16 protein-coding genes are annotated in these 18,109 nt (G+C 52.1%); 4 read left to right on the forward strand and 12 right to left on the reverse strand.

Features of this window, described 5'->3' with window-relative positions; genetic code table 11:
- Nucleotides 1-15: 15 nt before the first annotated feature.
- The 7 genes from lptE to C8N40_RS07430 all read right to left on the reverse strand — a co-directional run bounded on the left by lptE (nt 16) and on the right by C8N40_RS07430 (nt 8,209).
- A complete protein-coding gene (gene lptE, locus C8N40_RS07400) occupies nt 16-546 on the reverse strand; it encodes an LPS assembly lipoprotein LptE (RefSeq protein WP_108211146.1) in 531 nt (176 codons plus the stop codon).
- Entirely contained in the window at nt 530-1,807 is a 1,278-nt protein-coding gene (locus C8N40_RS07405) for a sigma-54 interaction domain-containing protein (protein ID WP_108211147.1), read from the reverse strand. The genes lptE and C8N40_RS07405 overlap by 17 nt, the downstream gene beginning before the upstream one ends.
- A gap of 95 nt (nt 1,808-1,902) precedes the next feature.
- A complete protein-coding gene (gene miaB, locus C8N40_RS07410; RefSeq protein ID WP_108211148.1) occupies nt 1,903-3,345 on the reverse strand; it encodes a tRNA (N6-isopentenyl adenosine(37)-C2)-methylthiotransferase MiaB in 1,443 nt (480 codons plus the stop codon).
- Nucleotides 3,346-3,563: 218 nt separating this feature from the next.
- Nucleotides 3,564-4,856, reverse strand: coding sequence for an aminodeoxychorismate synthase component I (gene pabB / locus C8N40_RS07415; RefSeq protein WP_108211149.1), 1,293 nt, complete (start codon nt 4,854-4,856; stop codon nt 3,564-3,566).
- Nucleotides 4,853-6,298, reverse strand: coding sequence for a tetratricopeptide repeat protein (locus C8N40_RS07420; RefSeq protein ID WP_245905037.1), 1,446 nt, complete (start codon nt 6,296-6,298; stop codon nt 4,853-4,855). Before C8N40_RS07420 ends, pabB begins: the two co-directional genes overlap by 4 nt.
- A gap of 75 nt (nt 6,299-6,373) precedes the next feature.
- Nucleotides 6,374-7,105 (reverse strand): zinc ribbon domain-containing protein, encoded by a 732-nt coding sequence (locus tag C8N40_RS07425; RefSeq protein WP_108211151.1) that lies wholly within the window; start codon nt 7,103-7,105, stop codon nt 6,374-6,376.
- A gap of 3 nt (nt 7,106-7,108) precedes the next feature.
- Complete coding sequence (locus C8N40_RS07430) at nt 7,109-8,209, reverse strand: Nif3-like dinuclear metal center hexameric protein (RefSeq protein WP_108211152.1); 1,101 nt, start codon at nt 8,207-8,209, stop codon at nt 7,109-7,111.
- A 67-nt stretch (nt 8,210-8,276) separates the two neighbouring features.
- Here C8N40_RS07430 and lpxK point away from each other — a divergent pair, with 67 nt between their 5' ends.
- From lpxK to C8N40_RS07445, 3 genes are all read left to right on the forward strand, one after another.
- Nucleotides 8,277-9,329, forward strand: a complete 1,053-nt coding sequence (lpxK, locus tag C8N40_RS07435; RefSeq protein ID WP_108211153.1) for a tetraacyldisaccharide 4'-kinase — start codon at nt 8,277-8,279, stop codon at nt 9,327-9,329.
- A 39-nt stretch (nt 9,330-9,368) separates the two neighbouring features.
- On the forward strand, nt 9,369-11,303 hold the full coding sequence (locus tag C8N40_RS07440) for a putative porin (RefSeq protein WP_146173531.1): 1,935 nt from the start codon (nt 9,369-9,371) through the stop codon (nt 11,301-11,303).
- Nucleotides 11,304-11,461: 158 nt separating this feature from the next.
- Complete coding sequence (locus C8N40_RS07445) at nt 11,462-12,070, forward strand: MiaE family protein (protein WP_108211155.1); 609 nt, start codon at nt 11,462-11,464, stop codon at nt 12,068-12,070.
- 86 nt (nt 12,071-12,156) lie between these two features.
- Here the strand turns inward: C8N40_RS07445 and C8N40_RS07450 are convergent, their stop codons facing one another.
- On the reverse strand, nt 12,157-13,422 hold the full coding sequence (locus tag C8N40_RS07450; RefSeq protein WP_108211156.1) for an asparagine synthetase B: 1,266 nt from the start codon (nt 13,420-13,422) through the stop codon (nt 12,157-12,159).
- Nucleotides 13,423-13,555: 133 nt separating this feature from the next.
- On the opposite strand from C8N40_RS07450, the gene C8N40_RS07455 reads away from it, so the two are divergent.
- Nucleotides 13,556-14,800 (forward strand): ABC transporter permease, encoded by a 1,245-nt coding sequence (locus tag C8N40_RS07455; RefSeq protein WP_108211157.1) that lies wholly within the window; start codon nt 13,556-13,558, stop codon nt 14,798-14,800.
- Nucleotides 14,801-14,901: 101 nt separating this feature from the next.
- Here C8N40_RS07455 and C8N40_RS07460 read toward each other — a convergent pair whose 3' ends face one another.
- From C8N40_RS07460 to mtaB, 4 genes are all read right to left on the reverse strand, one after another.
- Nucleotides 14,902-15,417, reverse strand: coding sequence for an SRPBCC family protein (locus C8N40_RS07460; RefSeq protein ID WP_108211158.1), 516 nt, complete (start codon nt 15,415-15,417; stop codon nt 14,902-14,904).
- Nucleotides 15,414-15,734, reverse strand: coding sequence for an ArsR/SmtB family transcription factor (locus tag C8N40_RS07465; protein ID WP_108211159.1), 321 nt, complete (start codon nt 15,732-15,734; stop codon nt 15,414-15,416). Before C8N40_RS07465 ends, C8N40_RS07460 begins: the two co-directional genes overlap by 4 nt.
- Nucleotides 15,735-16,095: 361 nt before the next feature.
- Complete coding sequence (locus C8N40_RS07470; protein ID WP_108211160.1) at nt 16,096-16,704, reverse strand: OmpH/Skp family outer membrane protein; 609 nt, start codon at nt 16,702-16,704, stop codon at nt 16,096-16,098.
- A gap of 81 nt (nt 16,705-16,785) precedes the next feature.
- The gene (gene mtaB / locus C8N40_RS07475; protein WP_108211161.1) at nt 16,786-18,108 is read right to left on the reverse strand and encodes a tRNA (N(6)-L-threonylcarbamoyladenosine(37)-C(2))-methylthiotransferase MtaB; all 1,323 of its coding nucleotides are present in this window, start codon (nt 18,106-18,108) and stop codon (nt 16,786-16,788) included.
- Nucleotide 18,109 lies beyond the last annotated feature (1 nt).

Here is an 18,109-nt window from a genome sequence, read left to right on the forward strand (position 1 = left end):
CCGGAAAAAACGGCATTACCAATCTGCCACGGTTTTGTTGAAAACATCTACCACCAGCTGCTCGGTCAGCTGCTCTATCTGCGCCGTTGAAAGCTGGGTGACGTCCACGTTCTGCGGGAAGTCCTGCGAAATGGTAAATGTTCTCTCAAAATCCTTCTCTGGCTGCTTCACGTTGGCGAATCTAATTTGAATACCCAGCGTCAGGCGGTTTAGAGAGGCAATGTCTTGCTGCCCGTCGCGCTGAATAGCGGCCGGAGAGTAAGTAAAGCTAACAATCTGACCGGCTAATTGCAAGTCTCCCTCGCTCTGCACAATGGTAAGATTGGTGTTGCGGCGGAAATAATCCTTCATGTTGTCGGTCACTACCTGCGTCAGGTTTGAAGGCCCTTCTCCGGTGCTGTTCTCAATGTTCTGGATGGACATTGTCCTGATATCCGGGGAGAGGTTGGTGCCGGTAAAGGAATAGATGCCACAGCCACTGCTGCTTATAAACAGCAGCAACAGCAATATCTGGCCTAAAAAGCGGGATTTAATCTTCGATGTCATACTGCTTTAGTTTGCGGTAAAGGGTGCGCTCCGATATGCCCAGGTCCTGGGCGGCATACTTGCGCTTGTTGTTGTGCTTTTTCAGCGCCTTTAAAATCAGCTCGCGCTCCTTATCTTCCAAGGAGAGGCTTTCTTCCTCGGTCTCGTGCGGAATATCCTCCACCTTTTCCTCCTCATACTCCCGCGCCGGGCTTTGCTTGATGGGCAGGTACAGGGGCTCGCTTTGCACAGGCTCGGGTTTGTACGATCGCCCGTTAAACTGCGGCTGCTCCATGTTCTCAAACAAGTGGCTGTGCTCGCGCAGCAGGTCTTCATCGTTTGGCTGATGGGCCAGCATGTTAAAAACAAGCTTCTTAAGCTCAGATACATCGCGGCGCATGTCGAAGAGCACCTTGTAGAGCAGGTCCCGCTCGGAGAAAGCCCCCTCGCCAGTACCCTCTTTCTGTTGTATCACGGCCAGTGAGGAGCTGGTTTCCTTGGGCAGGTAGCGGCGCAGCGTGTCGGCATTTACCAGCCGGTCATACTCCAGTACCGAAATCTGCTCTACAATATTCTTCAGCTGGCGGATATTGCCGGGCCAGCGGTACGCCTGCAGTTCCTGCACCGCCTCCGGGGTCAGCTGGATGGGCTGCATTTTATACTTCTCAGAGAAGTCGGCGGCGAATTTGCGGAAGAGCAGGTGAATGTCGTCCCCGCGGTCGCGGAGGGACGGCACCGTAATCGGCACCGTGTTCAGCCTGTAGTACAGGTCTTCGCGGAACTCGCCCTTCTCCACCGCCTTTAGCAGGTTCACGTTCGTGGCAGCCACCACCCGCACATCAGTTTTCTGTACTTTGGAGGAGCCAACTTTAATGAACTCGCCGTTTTCCAGCACCCGCAGCAGGCGCGACTGCGTGCCCAGCGGCATTTCCCCGATCTCGTCGAGGAAAATAGTGCCGCCGTCCGTCACCTCGAAATAACCCTTGCGGGTATCATGTGCGCCGGTAAAGGAGCCCTTTTCATGGCCGAACAGTTCGGAGTCGATTGTACCCTCTGGGATGGCGCCGCAGTTGATGGCGATAAACTGGCCATGCTTGCGCGGGCTCAGCTGGTGGATGATCTTGGAGAAAGACTCCTTGCCGCTGCCGCTCTCGCCGGTAATAAGCACCGTCATATCGGTGGGGGCTACCTGCGCGGCCACCTGGATGGCATAATTCAGCAAGGGCGAGTTGCCGATGATGCCGAACCGTTGTTTTATACTTTGAATATCGATATTGCGCATGTTTTAGATTTGAAGATTAGACTATTTGGAAATTTGAAGATGAGGTGTTGTGAAGACTTTTATGTTCAAATCCTCACATTTCCAAATCTCCAAATCTAATCTACCGCCTCGCCAAACAGGGTGCCTACAGAGCAGTCGTTCACGAACACGTTCACGTAATCGCCTTTCTTGTAGTGCTTTTTCGGGAAGATAACCACCTTGTTCTGGTCGTTGCGGCCGCTCAGGAACTCGTCTGATTTCTTGGAGAAGTTCTCTACCAGCACCTTGTGCACCTTGCCCACGTCGCGCTTGTTGCGGTTGTGCGACGTTTCGCGCTGCTTGTCGATGATTTCCTGGAGGCGGCGTTTTTTTACCTCCAGCGGCACGTCATCCTCCAGTTTGCGCGCTGCCAGCGTGCCGGGGCGCTCAGAGTAGAAGAACATGTAGGAGTAATCGTACTGCACGTAGTCCATAAGCGAGAGCGTATCCTGGTGCTCTTCCTCAGTTTCGGAGCAGAAGCCTGCAATCATATCTGAGGAGATGCCGCAGTCCTCGCCCAAAATGCGTCGGATGGCGTCCACGCGGTTGATGTACCAATCGCGGTCGTAGGTACGGTTCATAAGCTCCAGCACACGGGAGTTTCCGCTCTGGGCCGGCAGGTGGATGTATTTACAGATGTTGTCATACTTTTTCATCGTATACAACACCTCGTCGGTAATGTCTTTCGGGTGGGAGGTGGAGAAGCGCACGCGCAGATCCGGCGATACCAAAGCCACCTTTTCCAGCAGCTGGGCAAAATTTACGTGCTCGGAGCCGTCTTCAGAGGCCCATTTATAGGAGTCCACGTTCTGACCCAGCAGTGTCACTTCTTTATAACCCTGTGCTACCAATGCTTCTGCCTCTCGCACAATCGAGTGCGCATCGCGGGAGCGCTCGCGGCCGCGGGTAAACGGCACCACGCAGAAAGAGCACATGTTATCGCAGCCACGCATGATGGAGATAAAGGCGCTCACGCCGTTGCTGTTCAGGCGAATCGGGTTGATGTCGGCATACGTTTCCTCGCGCGACAGGAGTACGTTCACGGCTTTCTGGCCACCGTCCACATGATTCACCAGGTTCGGCAGGTCGCGGTAAGCGTCCGGACCTACTACCAGATCCACAATCTTCTCTTCTTCCAGCAATGATTTTTTGAGGCGCTCGGCCATACAGCCAAGTATGCCCACCATCATTTCCGGCTTTTTCTTCTTATAGTAGTTTATCTGGCCCAAACGGTTGCGCACGGTTTGCTCCGCCTTCTCGCGGATGGAGCAGGTGTTCAGAAACACCAGGTCGGCCTGCTCGATGTCGGAAGTCGTGTCGAAACCCTGATCAAACATAATCGATGACACAATCTCGCTGTCAGAGAAGTTCATCTGGCAGCCGTAGCTCTCAATGTATAGTTTGCGGCTTTTACCTGTGTTTGTTTCCTCGGTTACTTTGGTATCGCAGGAGGCGGCAGCGGCTGCGGCCTGCTCCGGTGTGCGGTTATCAATAAAGTCTAAATCTACTATTGGCTCCATAATACGTTAGTATAGCTGCAAATATACTATAATGAATTCAAAAACGTGACAGAATGGCAGAGAAGAAGTGGTTAGTAATTGATAATGAAGGATGAATAATGAGGAATGAACTGATATGGAAGGAGAATCCCGGCTTCTGGCATTCTAAATTGGCCTGTTAAATGCCTTCTTAGTCTTCCGGGCACAATGGCTACTTATTAATCATTACTCATTATTGGTTATTCATTAGAAAGAACCTTAAACATGGCTTTTGCCTTGAGCAGGCACTCTTCATACTCCAGTTCCGGGTCAGAGTCGTAGGTGATGGCGCTGCCCACCATAAAACTAAGATAGCCGCTGCTGGCGTTGTACTGTATACTCCGGATTACCACATTAAAATCGCAGTCGCCGTTGGGTTTGATGTAGCCGAAAGCGCCAGAGTACAGCCCGCGCCTGGTGTCTTCCAATTCCTCAATCAGTTGCATGGCGCTGATTTTAGGGGCTCCGGTCATACTTCCCATCGGAAAAGCACCCCTTAAGGCGTCCACCAAGTCCTTCTGTGGCTTCAGCTCGCCAACCACCGTCGAAATCATCTGCCAGACCTGCTGGAAGCCATAAATCCCGAACATTTCTTCTACGTGCACGGTTCCGGTGGCGCAGGAGCGGCTTAAATCGTTGCGGACCAGGTCCACGATCATCATGTTCTCGGCAAGTTCCTTCTCGTCATGCCGAAGCCGGTGCTTTAGCTCTAGATCTTCCTCCGGTGTATTGCCTCGGCGAATAGTGCCCTTGATGGGTTGGGAGATCAGCTTTTGGCCTTCTTTTTTGAGGAAACGCTCGGGCGAGGCACACAGGAGGTACTTGTCGTGCAGCTTCAGGTAACCGGAAAAAGGAGTGGGGGAAGCGGCATTCAGAGCCAAATAAAGTGGCAAAGGTTGCAGTCGCACCTGCTCCGCAAAGAACTCCATGCAGTAGTTCAGCTCATACACATCCCCCTCTAAAATATGCTGCTGTACCCGTTTCACCTGCGCTACATACCGCTGCCTGGATACCCGCTGCCGCAGTTTTATACTTTGTGGTGCATCCGGTTTGGCCGTGGGAGTGGCGAGTATGGTGTCAAGTATAGAGGAGGTATTATTATGTAAAGTATAGATAGTTATACTTGATGCGTTAAAGTATAAATATACTTTTGGGGCAAAGAAAGCCAGCAGGGGAAAGCCAAGACCGTCAGGGTTGTGGCTGCTGAGGCGCTCGGTCTGGTTTTTAAGGTCGTAGCCCAGGAAGCCGCACAGCAGCGGGTGTTGCGCATCCAGGAGCCGGTGCAGGTCCTCAAAAGCGTTTTCCTGCTGCAGCGGCAGCAGTTCGTCAGACACAGCCAGGATCTCTTCAAAGCCGTGGTGGGGATAGGCGATGCCGTTGGAAGTATAGTATGCCGCCAACGGGTGCGCGTCTGCCCAGGCAAGTGCCTTCAGCCGGAACTCCGCCACTGGTACCGGTAAATCAGTTAGCCTTATGTCTATTTTATACTTCATGAACCTTGCATGGCCGCCAGGGCCAGTTTTGCTTTGGCGTCGATACTGTTTTTATACTCGTGGTTTTTATAACTGATTGCCTGCTTAAAATATACTTTGGCTTTTTGTGGTTGATGTAGCTCCTGGTAAATATAGCCTGCCTGCAGGGCAGCACTCGGGGCAAAGTATAAATCGGTGCCCTGGCACAGTTCGATGGCTCGCTTATATAATGGTAGTGCCTGCTGCAACGAGTCGGTGCCGTGGTAGATGCGGGCCTTGCGGTAAAAATACTCCGCCTGCACAGCTGCCGGTGTGGCCGGAGTAAGTTCTAACTGCTGCAGGGCCAGCAGCGCCTCCGGAAAGTACCCGCCATCGGAGTGGAGACGGGCCTGCATGAGCGGCTTTACCAGGGCTTCCTGTTTTTGGGCATACTTGGCTGCATAGCGGTCTTCTTCCGTGTCTTCAATGCCTACTTCAGTTATTTGCTGAAAATGCCACTGTGCCTGTGGTTTATGGTTGCTAAGTGCATAGGCCAGGTATAGTTTATAGTTGGCCGACTTCAGGTAATGCTGCCCCTGATGCAGTTTCAGAAACTGCCGGTTCTCCCGGATAGACTCGTTATAATCGGCGCGGTACAAGTATAAATCGGCGGCCATGTGGTGGAGGTACGGGAAGGTAAGGTAAGCGCTTCCCTGCGGACGGCGCAGGTAAACTTTCAGGGCCGCCTCGCTGGCCTGCGTTTTCTTGAGCAGGTGCATCGCCACAAACTGAAACAACAGATTGTCGGGCTCTTGCTTAGCCAGGGCGGTTGCCTGCCGTACGGCCTGCTCCTGTTTCTCCGGTTCGGTCAGGTGAAGTATAACGGCGTGCAGTAACCGGGCCTCCTGGTAAAATGGGTTATCAGTGGAGGAGGCTGCCTTTAGGTTGGCCACTCCCTGTTTTATACTTCCCTTTAAACCGATGATGTTCAGGAACCATTTATACTTGTCCGGTACAGAACCGATGAGCACTTGTAATACCCCCAGGTTCTTTTTATTGGCGAGGAAGTCCGGGTACTGTTGCTCGTTGTGGCGGTACTGCAGGTAGGCTTTCCGGATATCCCATGCAGCGGATAACCTATTTCCGAATAGCAGTTTAGACATGCCTGTATGAAGTCTTACTTCGGCCAGCGTATAGTCGCGCCATACTTCCTTAGGCAGGTCTGCCAGTTTCTCGAGTCGTGCTTCCTGTGCCGCCAGCAGTGGCTCGTACTTTCTCTGATCCTGCTGCACGCAAAGCTCCAGGAAGTCGGCGTAGTTGGCCAGCAGCAGGGTAGTGGACTTGTGTTGGGCCTGCTGCTGTAGCAGGGCACGGGCCTGAGGTACTTTCAGCTTCAGCACATGCTGGTAAATGCCGTTGTGCTGGGGGGAGATGGTCGGAGAGGCGAACAAAGTATGGCTCAGGAGCCAGAGGGCTGGCAACAAAAAAAAAGGATGGGGTTTAGCCATCCTTTTTCTGTTTGTTGTATGCAAGCGGTGTTCGCTCAAGATAGATACAAATTAATAAGCACGCAGCTCCACGCCAGACAGAATACGACCGCAGTGCTCGCAAACGATGATTTTCTTCTGAGCCGCGATGTCAGCCTGGCGCTGAGGCGGCACGGTGTTAAAGCAACCACCGCACGCGTCGCGCTTCACCGTTACCACGGCCAGTCCGTTGCGCACGTTCTTGCGGATACGGCTGTAGGCGCTCAACAGACGGTCTTCTACCACAGAGGCAGCCTCCTGGCGCTCTTCCTCCAGTTTTTTCTCCTCCTCCTGGCTCTCCGCCACGATCTGTTCCAGCTCTTTCTGCTTGTTATCCAGGTCTTTGCGGCGCTCTTCGAGGCGGTGCTTTGTTTCTTCTATTTCAGAGTTTTTCTGCTCTATCTGGTAGTGGGCTTCCTTTATCTTCTTCTCCGAGATCTGGATTTCCAGTTTCTGAAGCTCAATTTCTTTTGTGATGGCGTCGTACTCACGGTTGTTGCGTACGTTCTGCTGCTGATCCTCGTACTTGCGGATAAGGCCTTCAGAATCTTTGATAGCCTGACGGCGCTGCGCGATGGCATCGTTCAGGGCTGCTACCTCATCATCAAACTTACGTACCCGCACCTCATAGCCTTCAATTTCGTCTTCCAGGTCCTGAACCTCCTCAGGCAGGTCTCCTCTGACTCTTTTAATTTCATCAAGCTGCGAATCGATGCTTTGAAGCTTAGATAGTGCTTCCAGTTTGCTGGCTACAGTACTTTCCATGTATTAAAAAGTGTATCTGACGGGGTTAGTGTTTACTTGCGATATTAAGACTGCAAAATTAGTAAAACTTTTTGAAATAGCGTCATAAAATATCTCCTTTGTGTATACCTCGCTTTCGTAGTGGCCAATGTCTGCAATCATTAATTTCCCCTCGGCATCGAAGAATTCGTGGTATTTTACATCGCCGGTTACGAGCGCGTCAGCCCCTTGCCGCAGAGCGTCTTTTATCAGGAAACTTCCGGCACCGCCGCAAACGGCCACACGCTTCACCTTTTTGCTCCCGATGGAAGTATAACGCAGTCCCTGCAGCCCCATTTTCTCCTTCAGGTAAGCCAAGAACTCCTGCTCTGTCAGCTCCCGTTCCAGTTCGCCAATCATGCCAATGCCCACTTCCTGGTTCTGGTTCTCCAGGTTATAAAGGTAATGGGCCACCTCCTCGTAAGGGTGTGCCTGCTTTAGTGCCGCCATGATTTTACCTTGTAGCACAGCCGGGAAGAGGAGTTCGAGTCGGTCTTCCTGCACCTGCTCCGGCATGTTGGCGCCGCCTATCGTGGGGTTTGCCTGCTCTGAAGGCGTAAAGCGACCGGTGCCGGTAACGCTGAAGCTGCATTCGCTGTACTCTCCGATGTTCCCGGCGCCAGCCGCATGCAGGGCCGCCAGTACCTCTTCCGTATGCTCTGCGGGCACAAAGGTTACCAGTTGCATGAGCGTGTTGGGCTTGTTTACCAGTATCCGCTGCTGCTGCAGGCCCAGTTTATCAGCAATTTTGGTATTCACCCCGTTCAGCACGTTGTCCAGGTTGGTGTGGCTGGCGTAGATGGCGATGTTGTTTTGGATGGCCTTAATGATGGTGCGCTCCACGTAGCTGCGGCCTGTCAGTTGCTTTAACCCTTTAAAGATAACCGGGTGATGGGCCACCACCAGGTTGCAGCCGTTTTCGATAGCCTCTTCCAGCACGTCCTCCGTGCAGTCCAGCGTTACCAGCACGCCTGTAACTTCTGCGTTGGCGTCTCCGGTTTGCAGGCCGGCATTGTCGTAGCTTTCCTGGTAGCGGAGCGGAGCGAGTTGCTCCAAAAGTGCGGTTACCTCGTGTATCTTTGCCATAGTTTTTCTCTTTCGTTGTACCCTTCGGCTCGTTAAAATTAACGTAAATTGCACGCGTTACAAAACCATGCACAAATATCTGCACATACCACTCTGGCCTTTCGCGCAGCTGTACGGGGGCATTATGCGGCTCCGCAACCTGGCGTATGACAAGGGAGTGCGCCCGTCGCGGCGGTTCGGCCTGCCTGTAATCGCAGTCGGGAACCTGACTGTGGGGGGCACGGGCAAGACCCCGCACGTAGAGTACCTGCTGCGCCTGCTGCATAAGTATAAGGTAGCCACGCTTAGCCGGGGCTATAAGCGAAAGAGCAAAGGGTTTATACTTGCCGATGATACAGTAACGGCTTCCATACTAGGAGATGAGCCCTTTCAATACCACCTTGACTTTAAAGATGTTGCCGTGGCTGTGTGCGAGGATCGCGTGAAGGGGGTAGAGCAGCTGCAGCAGCAGGTGCCGGGGCTGCAGGTAGTGGTGCTGGACGATGCCATGCAACACCGGCCGGTAGCACCCTCGCTTAGCCTGCTGATAACGGATTTCAACCGGCCTTTCTACCAGGACCATGTGCTTCCTGCCGGCAGGCTACGCGAGCCTAGAACCGGAGCAAGGCGAGCCGATGCTGTCATTGTCAGCAAGTGCCCGGCGGGGTTGGCGCAGCGGGAGCGTGAGGAGATGGCGCAACAGGTGGCGCAGTATACTAGTGCAGGCACTCCTGTCTTCTTCTCTACATTTACCTACGGAGCACCCGTGGCAGTGGGGGCTGTCGCCATCCCGGGGCAGAAGGTGGTGCTGCTGACGGGCATCGCCAATGCCGAACCGCTTAAAAAATACCTGAGCGGCCAGGGCTATACGTTGCTGCGGCATATTTCGTACCCCGATCATCACCCGTATACTGCCAAAGACCTGCAGGAACTGGAGGCACTGCTGCAGCAGGAGGATTATAAGGGGGCCGCTGTGCTGACGACCAGGAAAGACGCCGTGAAGCTGACGGATGCCGGTTTGCAACCTATTACAAAGCAACTGCCCATCTTTTTTGTGCCGATTGAGGTACAATTCCTGGCAGACGGTGATACGTTTGACATGCTGGTGCTGGAGCACGTAAAACAGCTGTTACCAGCCTAGGGCTGCAGATTTACATTATTATTTCACTATTTTTGAGACGTGAAGAGAAAACTATCCGCCTTTATACTTTTAGTGCTGGGCCTGCTGCTGGTAAACACTGTCAGCTTTGCCCAAATCATCGATGATACCACTAAGATGCTCTACGGGCCTAAAACGGTTCTGAGGTTCTATGAGCAGGATGTGCTGATGGGGCGTTATGAGGCGGTGCCCATCGATACGTCACTGAACAACCACCATAACGAGCGCTACTGGTATAACGACACGGCTTTCTACCAGCACTTGGGTAACATCGGCACGGCGGCCACGCCTATATTTTTCCAGATGCCGGAGAAGATTGGTGTGCGGCTGGGCAAAAATATCTTTGACCGCTATGCCTATGACCCTCACAAAACACTCTACTACAACACCCGCTCCCCTTATACGCACCTAAAGTATGTGCAGGGCGGGCGCGGCGAAACAGTATTCGAGGCCCTGCATACGCGCAACATCAACCCCAACTGGAACTTTGGTGTGGCGTACCAAATCCTGTCCGCCAACCAGCAGATAGGACCTGCTTCGCGCAACAGGCAGCTCCGCGACTTCCTGGACAACCAGTCTGTGAAGATTTTCACGCACTACCGTTCCACGAACGAGAAGTATGACCTCTTCTTCAACTTTACGACCATGAAGGTGGAGCAGGTAGAAACAGGGGGCGTGGACACAACTTTAGTTAATGGCAGGGGTAGAGGCGAACTGGAGCAGTTTGAGGAGGCACCCGTCTACCTGAACCAAGCCCTGAACAACGAAGCAAGAAACAACTTCCACCTGACACACATTTACCGGCTCGCCCAGGAAAACCTGAAAGTATACCACACCTTTGATTTCGGCCGCCAGAAGAACGAGTATGTAGACGATGCATTGCCCAGACGCCTTGTAGTTCCGCCTTCCTATCTTTACCCCAAAATAACTTTAGATTCTATCCGCACCCGCGATGCGACGAATTACAGGGAGTTAGAGAACACCTTTGGACTAACAGGTAATAACAAGCTCTCGTCCTACAAGGCGTATGTGAAGTTGCGGAATGCCAACATCAAGTACAGCGCTATTCAGCAGGTTCCTGAGGAAGAATTGCCAGACACAGTACAGGCTGGTTCGGTATACCGGGACATAACCACAGATGGAAGCTTTAATCAGGTATTGATTGGTGGTGATATCAGGCTGTTCTATAAAGAGCTGGCCGAATTGACGGGCAGCGCTGAATACCAACTACCCGGTGATTACCGCATCAAAGGGATGGCCAGGTTAGGAGGTGCCTATGGCTCGCTTGAACGTGTGTTGTACTCTCCTTCGCGCGTACAGCGCTATATGCTGAGCAATCACTTTACTTGGACTGAAGACTGGGCCAATATTGCTGTAAACCGCATCGGGGCGGGCCTTCATCAGAAAATTGGTAAACGCCAGTACCTGAAGCTGGACGGCCGTTATACAGACATTAGGCGCTGGATATACTTTGATAAGGACGCTAGACCCGATCAGCTAAGCGGCAACCAGTATTTCTGGGGTGCCAGCCTGGCACATAAAATAAACTTTGGTCCGCTATACTTTGATAACTATTTAGTCTATACTAACACCGACGAAGCTAAGTATATCCGGACGCCGGATTGGCTGGTGGAGTCGAAGTTATACTTGCAGGGGCCGCTGTTCAAGAACGCCTTGTTTGTGCAGCTGGGTGTGCAGGGTACATATATGTCTGAGTACTATGGCTATGGCTATATGCCGGTTATTCAGCAGTTCTATGTGCAGGATAACTTTGCCGTGCAGGGCTATCCTGTGGCGGAGGTTTTCCTCAACGCCGACATCAAAACTGTAAACGTGTTCCTGAAAATGAGCCACATCAACCAGGGTTTAACCGAGCCGGTATACTTCCTGACGCCGTTATACCCTGGCCTGCGCCGCAGCTTCACCTTCGGCGTAACCTGGAGGTTCTTTGATTAATAATGGCTATTTGTTAATTGGCTGAGCTGCTACAGGTGGATCAAGGATTTCAGAAGTATCACGAAATGAGGAGCACTGAGGCACTTACCTTATACTTCTAAATGAGCGCTTCTAGTATTCACGCATTCACTCACCCACTCATTCAAAATTAATTACCCATGTCCACGACACAACCAACCAAAACCATACTTCGGCTGGAACTGCCTACCGACCCGCGCTGGGTAAATATTGCCGAGAAGAACATCGAGGAAATTCTGGTAGACCATGCCTATTGCGAGCAGAAAGCGGCTACGTCTGGCATTTCGCTGATTGTGAAATACCCCGACAAGGAGCGCCTGGTAGACGAGATGACGGAATTGGTGGCCGAGGAGTGGAGCCATTTTGAGCGCGTGATGGAGCAACTGAAGAAGCGTGGCTACAAGTTGGGCCGTAACAGACCCGATGAGTATGTGGTGGAACTGGCCAAGCACATTCGTAAAGGCGGCGAGCGCGAGCGGCAACTCATGGACCATCTACTGGTAAACGCCCTTATCGAGGCTCGTAGCTGCGAGCGCTTTAAACTACTCTGGAAGAATATCCAGGACGAGGAGCTACAGAAGTTTTATTACGAACTGATGGTGTCTGAGGCAGGGCACTACGTGAGTTTCGTGAAGCTGGCCAAGGAGTATATGCCTGCCGACGAAGTAGACGCCCGCCTGAAAGAATTGCTGGCCATAGAAGCCGATATCATCCGCAGCCTGGAACCCCGCCCGGACAGGATGCACTAAGTATAGTTTAAAGCTAAGAGTTATGAGTTAATAGTTATCAGAACAATTTAACTCAAAACTTTTAACTCATAACTCTTAACTAAAAATCACGTTTTCTGCTTCTTCTTCTTGGCTGCCGGGAAGAGGATGTTGTTCAGGATGAGGCGATAGCCGGGAGAGTTGGGGTGCAGGGCCAGGTCGGTGGGCTCTTCGCCTACCAGGTGCTGGTAATCCTCCGGGTCGTGGCCGCCATAGAAGGTCCAGGTGCCGCGGCCGTAGGTGCCGTGCATGTAGCGTATCTCGCCCAGTTCCTTGTTCTCGCCCATTACCACCACCTCAGGCTTTACCAGGCTGTTTCGGAAAGCAGTCGTCTGACCCATAAAGCCTTTGATGGTTTTGGCGTGGTTCTGGGTCAGCATCGTCGGGATCGGGTCCCACTTGGCGGAGAAGGTGAAGAGCTGGAAAAAGTCGTTGGCCTCCGTTACAGGCCGCTCCTGCGGTTGCATGTCAATGTCAGAGTACTCATACTCCAGCGGGTTGCGCGAAATCCGGAAGTTATGGAAAGCAAAGGTCTTGCTGAAGTCCAGCTTCTCTTGGGCATTTGGGTCGGCGGCATCACCGTCAAACATGGCCTCCACAATGTCCACGCCCTCGGCGGCCAGGGCAATGTCATACGTGTCGGTGGCCGAGCACATGGCAAACAGGAAGCCCCCGCCCGCGGTAAACTCCTTTATCTTCTTCACCACCCCCAGCTTTAACTGAGATACCTTCGCAAAGCCCAGCTCGGTGGCAGATTCTTCGGACTCGCGTTGCTGTTCCTGGTACCAGGGGTAGTGGCGGTAGCTGGCGTAAAACTTGCCATACTGCCCGGTAAAGTCCTCGTGGTGCAGGTGCAGCCAATCATACTTGGGCAGGGCGCCCTCTATAATCTCCTTATCATAAATGATGTCGTAGGGAATCTCGGCATAGGTCAGAACCAGCGTTACGGCGTCGTCCCAGGGCATTTTGGACTTCGGCGTATACACGGCCACTTTCGGTACCTTCTCCAGCTTCATGATGTCCATGTTGGCTTCCGGGTTGCCTATTTCGCTGAGCACGCCGTTATACTGTGCGTCCGAGATAACGGTATAGCTCACACCGCGCACAATCAGCTCGTTCTCCAGCTGCGGCATGTGGGTAAAGGCAAAGCTGCCCCCCCGGTAGTTCAGCAGCCAGTCCACGGGGATGTTCTGTTCCAGTACCCAGTACGCCATGCCATAAGACTTCAGGTGATCCTTCTGTGTCTCGTCCATCGGAATCAGGATGGTGCTGGCCCAGCCCGGCAGGCAGAAGGTGAGGAGGCAAAGTATAAGAGCGGTGGTACGGAAAAACATCTGTTTGGTCTTTAAAAAGTCAATTACTGTATAAAAGTGGTTCTTTTTTCAGAAAATGCCACTAACTTAGAAGCAGCGTGCCGATTTTTATACTTAACGTAAAAGAAAACAAAAGCGCACATCTTTTCAACCCATGAACCTAGCCGAAAACATTTTAGAGGGCCTCCGGGCAATCCAGAGTAACTTGCTGCGCACTATCCTGACGGGGCTTATCATCTCCATTGGCATCATGTCGTTGGTGGGCATACTTACGGCGGTGGACGGGATGAAGCAGTCGCTTACGCAGACGTTTTCTAACCTCGGCGCCAACGCCTTCGACATCCGCAGGAAAGGAATGGATAACCGGGGAAGCCAGGGAGGGCGTACCGAGCGGGTATATCCCAATATTACTTACGAGCAGGCTATCCAGTACAAGCGCATGATGGAGGGGGACGCGCGCGTGAGCCTCTCGGCCTTTATTTCGGGGGCTACGGTGGTGAAAAGCCAGACCGAGAAAACCAACCCAAACATCAACGTGGTGGGCGTGGACGAGAACTACATGCTCAACAACAACCTGAACCTGGCCAAAGGACGCGATTTCTCAGTTTTTGAGCAGGAGCAGGGGATAAATGTCGCCGTGGTGGGGGATGAAATTGCCACGACACTTTTTAAAGACAAAGACGCGATAGGCGAGTACATTACATTTTTGGGGCGCAGGTTTAAAATAGTGGGACAGATAGAGAAAAAGGGGACCAGCATGGGCGGCGGCAGCGACAGGCGCATTCTCATTCCGCTGGAAACCGGGCGGCAAATTCCCCGCAGCGGCAACGCCCTGCTTAATTTCGATATCAAGACAGCAATCTATAGAGCCGATGAGCTGAACTATGTGATGGGGGAGGCGACAGGCAAAATGCGCAGTATACGGCAGGATGGCCTGGGGCAGGAGGATTCCTTCGAAATTCGCCGCTCCGACTCGCTGGTGCAAAGCCTGGATGAGATTTCCGGTTACCTGAAGCTGGGTGGCGGTGTGATTGGCTTTATTACCTTGCTGGGTGCCTCCGTGGGCCTGATGAACATTATGATGGTGTCGGTGAACGAGCGCACCCGCGAAATTGGCGTACGTAAGGCCTTAGGTGCCACCTCTTTCCAGATTCGCCAGCAGTTTCTGATTGAGGCAATTGTGATTTGTGTACTGGGTGGACTGGTGGGGATATTACTTGGTATACTGATGGGCAATGGCATTGCATCCCTGATTGCGGAAGGTTCAGGATTTTTCGTGCCTTGGCTGTGGGTTATCACTGGCCTCACTATTTGTGTGCTGGTAGGGGTAGTATCCGGATATTACCCGGCTTATAAAGCTTCCAAGCTTGATCCGATTGAATCGTTGCGGTATGAGTAGTGCTTTTACCAGCTAACAGCCAAACAAGAAGAGACGCATATACTGCGTCTCTTTCTGTTTGGACCCTTTATACTTTAAAAGTATAACTTACTGAGCTACGGCTATTTTCCCGCTGCTCCCTGCCATTGAGCCAACAACTCATCCAGGCCTTCCATGGCCATGGTCAGTCCTTCCTTGAAGCCCATTTGGATGGTGGTTTCCAATTGTGCCAGGTCATCAAACGTTATGCTATTCTCTACCAAAGTGACATTGCCGTTGTCGGTAAAAGTCACTTCCCATCTTGATTGGGGCAATTCTTCGTTGATGTTCCCTTCAGCGTCTGCAAATGCGTCCAGAACGGTAAAGCCTTTATGGGGCTGAATGCGTTTGTAATTGGCCAAAGCCCAGTGCTCTTCTCCCTCTGGCCCGACCATGGCGTAAAGCCACGAGCCGCCTTCCCTGAAGTCCATCGTTTTGGTTTTTGCCTTCCATGGCTTGGGTGCCCACCACTGGTCAAGAAGCTCGCTTTTGGTGTAGGCATCCCACACGAGCGCAAGCTCCGCTGCAAATTCTCTTTTCACGGTAATCGTTTTGCTTTCCTTGTCCACAGAAAAGTCAAAGGCTAATGCTTCTTTCATCGTTTATTTTGTTTTAAAGTGGATAATACATTATCGAGCTCCTGGAAGCGGCCTTCCCAAATACTCCTGAACTGCTCCAGCCACTGATCCACCTCCTTCATTTTACTTGCTTCGAGGTGATAGTATACTTCCCTTCCCTGCTGCTCTTGCTTTACCAGTTGGCACTCGGTCAGTATTTGCAGGTGCTTTGACACGGCTTGTCTGCTGCTGTTAAAATGCGCTGCTATGGCATTGGGTGTCATCGCCTGCACCGCAATTAGGCCGATGATGGCCCTTCGGGTAGGATCTGCTATGGCTTGAAATACGTCTCGTCTCATGTAGTATAATACGCAACTGAATGGTTGCAAGTTATGTGCAACTAAACGATTGTGCAATATTTTTTTAGATTTTTTCGGAAGAAGTATAGCTAAGGCAAAATGGACCTGTTATCGGTGGGGGATGCTAACTTTTATATTGGCAGCATGAACTGCAGAACAGTTTGGATCTTGTACCGATATTATACAAGCTGATGTGCGCCATACTGACTTAGTAAAGGTATAATATGCTGAAAGTATAAATAGAAGTATAAAATGCCGAAGGGTTAGGGGATGTGATGCCTCAGATATGGCATGTACAGCAGAAAACAAAAAAGCCTGTAGCACTTAAGCTACAGGCTTTTTTATACTTGCTTCAGGAAAGCTATTTCTTCTTTTCTGCTTCTTTCTTCTTGTCGGCCTCGGCCTTCTCAGACTCGTAGGTCTTGTTCAGGGCGTCCACCACTTCCTTGGTCACGTCCAGGGTAGAGTCGCCGTACAGGATGGCGCTGTTGCCGCGCTGGTACGTAAGCACCATTTTATAACCTTGCTCGGTGCTCAGTTGCTTCAGATACTCTTCTACACGGTCGTAGATTTTATTCATCTCCTCAGACTCCTCTGTCATCAGCTCGTTGCCGGAGCTCTGCTGGAGTGCCTGTAGTTGCTGCTGCTTCTGCATCAGGCGCTGCTCGGTGGCCTGAGCCTGTTGCTGCGTCATAGTAGGGGCGTTCTGCTGGAAGCGCTGCACTTCTTTCTGGAAAGACTCGGCCTGGGTGCGCAGGTCTTTTTCCTTCTGCTCAGCCTTCTTCTGCAGGCGGTTGCGCACATCTTTAAAGTATTCGTAGTTGGCCAGCAGCGAATCAGAGTTTACGTAAACGATATCCGGATTGGCGGCTGTGGTTGTCTCAGTGGCAGGTGATGCAGCTGTTGGGGTGCTATCCTTCTGGTTGCAGGCTACCATCATGGCAGAGGCAGCAGCCAGACCTAATGTCATTTTTAAAAGTTTCACGCTTTAGCTTAATTTTTGGTTGGAATATTTCGCAGCCTAAATATAAATGATTTCTGAGGCAAAAACCTAATGCCGGAGCACCTCCTGGTAAGTTTCCTCGGCTTCCATCAGTCCCTGGGCGTTAATTTGGGTCAGGCGCACGTGCTTCATTTCGTTTACCAGCACAGGGTCATACTTGGCTACCACGCGCACGTAGTTCTCCGTCCAGCCCTCCATTTGCCCGTCTTTCACATCGTCCTCGAACAGCACCGTAAACTCACGGCCAATGTTTTGTTCGTAGAAGCGGCGTTTTTTCTTCTCAGAAAGTATGCGGAGCATATCGGCGCGGCGGTTGCGGTCTTTTATACTTACCTTGCCCTCCATTTCCGGGGCCAGGGTGTTCTCGCGTTCCGAGTAAGGGAACACGTGCAGGTAACTCACATCGAGGCCGTTGATGAAGTTATAGGTCTCCAGGAAATCCTCCTCCGTCTCGCCCGGGAAACCCACGATCACGTCCACGCCAATGCAGCAGTGCGGCATCAGCGATTTGATTTTGGCCACACGGTCGGCGTACAGCTCGCGGAGGTAGCGGCGGCGCATGAGCCTGAGGATTTTGTTGGAGCCCGACTGCAGCGGGATATGGAAGTGCGGCATAAAGCGGCGGCTGCCGGCCACAAACTCAATCACCTCGTCTTTCAGCAGGTTTGGCTCGATGGAGGAGATGCGGAAACGCTCAATGCCTTCCACCTTGTCCAACTCCTGAATCAGCTCGTAGAAAGTCTCCACACGCTTTCCGTCCTGCAGGCCGAAATCGCCGGTGTTCACGCCGGTCAGCACAATCTCCTTCACACCCGACTCTGCAATCTCGTTTGCCGATCTCACAACGTTTTCGATGCTGTCGGAGCGGCTGTTGCCACGCGCCAGCGGAATGGTGCAGAAGGTGCAGGAGTAGTCGCAGCCGTCCTGTACTTTCAGAAAGGTGCGGGTGCGGTCGCCGAAGGAGTAGGAGTTATGGAAAGTATTGGCCTCCGATATCGGGCTGGCGTAGATTTCGGCCTTGTCTTTCTTTTCGAAGGTTTCCAGGATGTCCACCAACTGGAATTTCTCGGCAGCGCCCAGCACGGCATCGACCCCCGGAATCTCGGAAATTTCCTTCGGCTTAAGCTGCGCGTAGCATCCGAGGATGGCGATAAAGGCATTAGGGGAGTGCTTCTGCGCCTCCTTCACAATCTTGCGGCACTTCTTGTCGGCGTTATCGGTTACCGAGCAGGTATTGATAACGTAAATATCCGGCGCATCGGTAAACTCTACTTTCTCAAACCCGCGCTCCTGGAAAATACGCCCGATCGTGCTGGTTTCGGAGTAGTTAAGCTTACAACCTAAAGTATAAAAAGCTACTTTCTTCTTCATA

The sequence above is a fragment of the Pontibacter mucosus genome, from assembly GCF_003054055.1.
Taxonomy (GTDB): domain Bacteria; phylum Bacteroidota; class Bacteroidia; order Cytophagales; family Hymenobacteraceae; genus Pontibacter; species Pontibacter mucosus.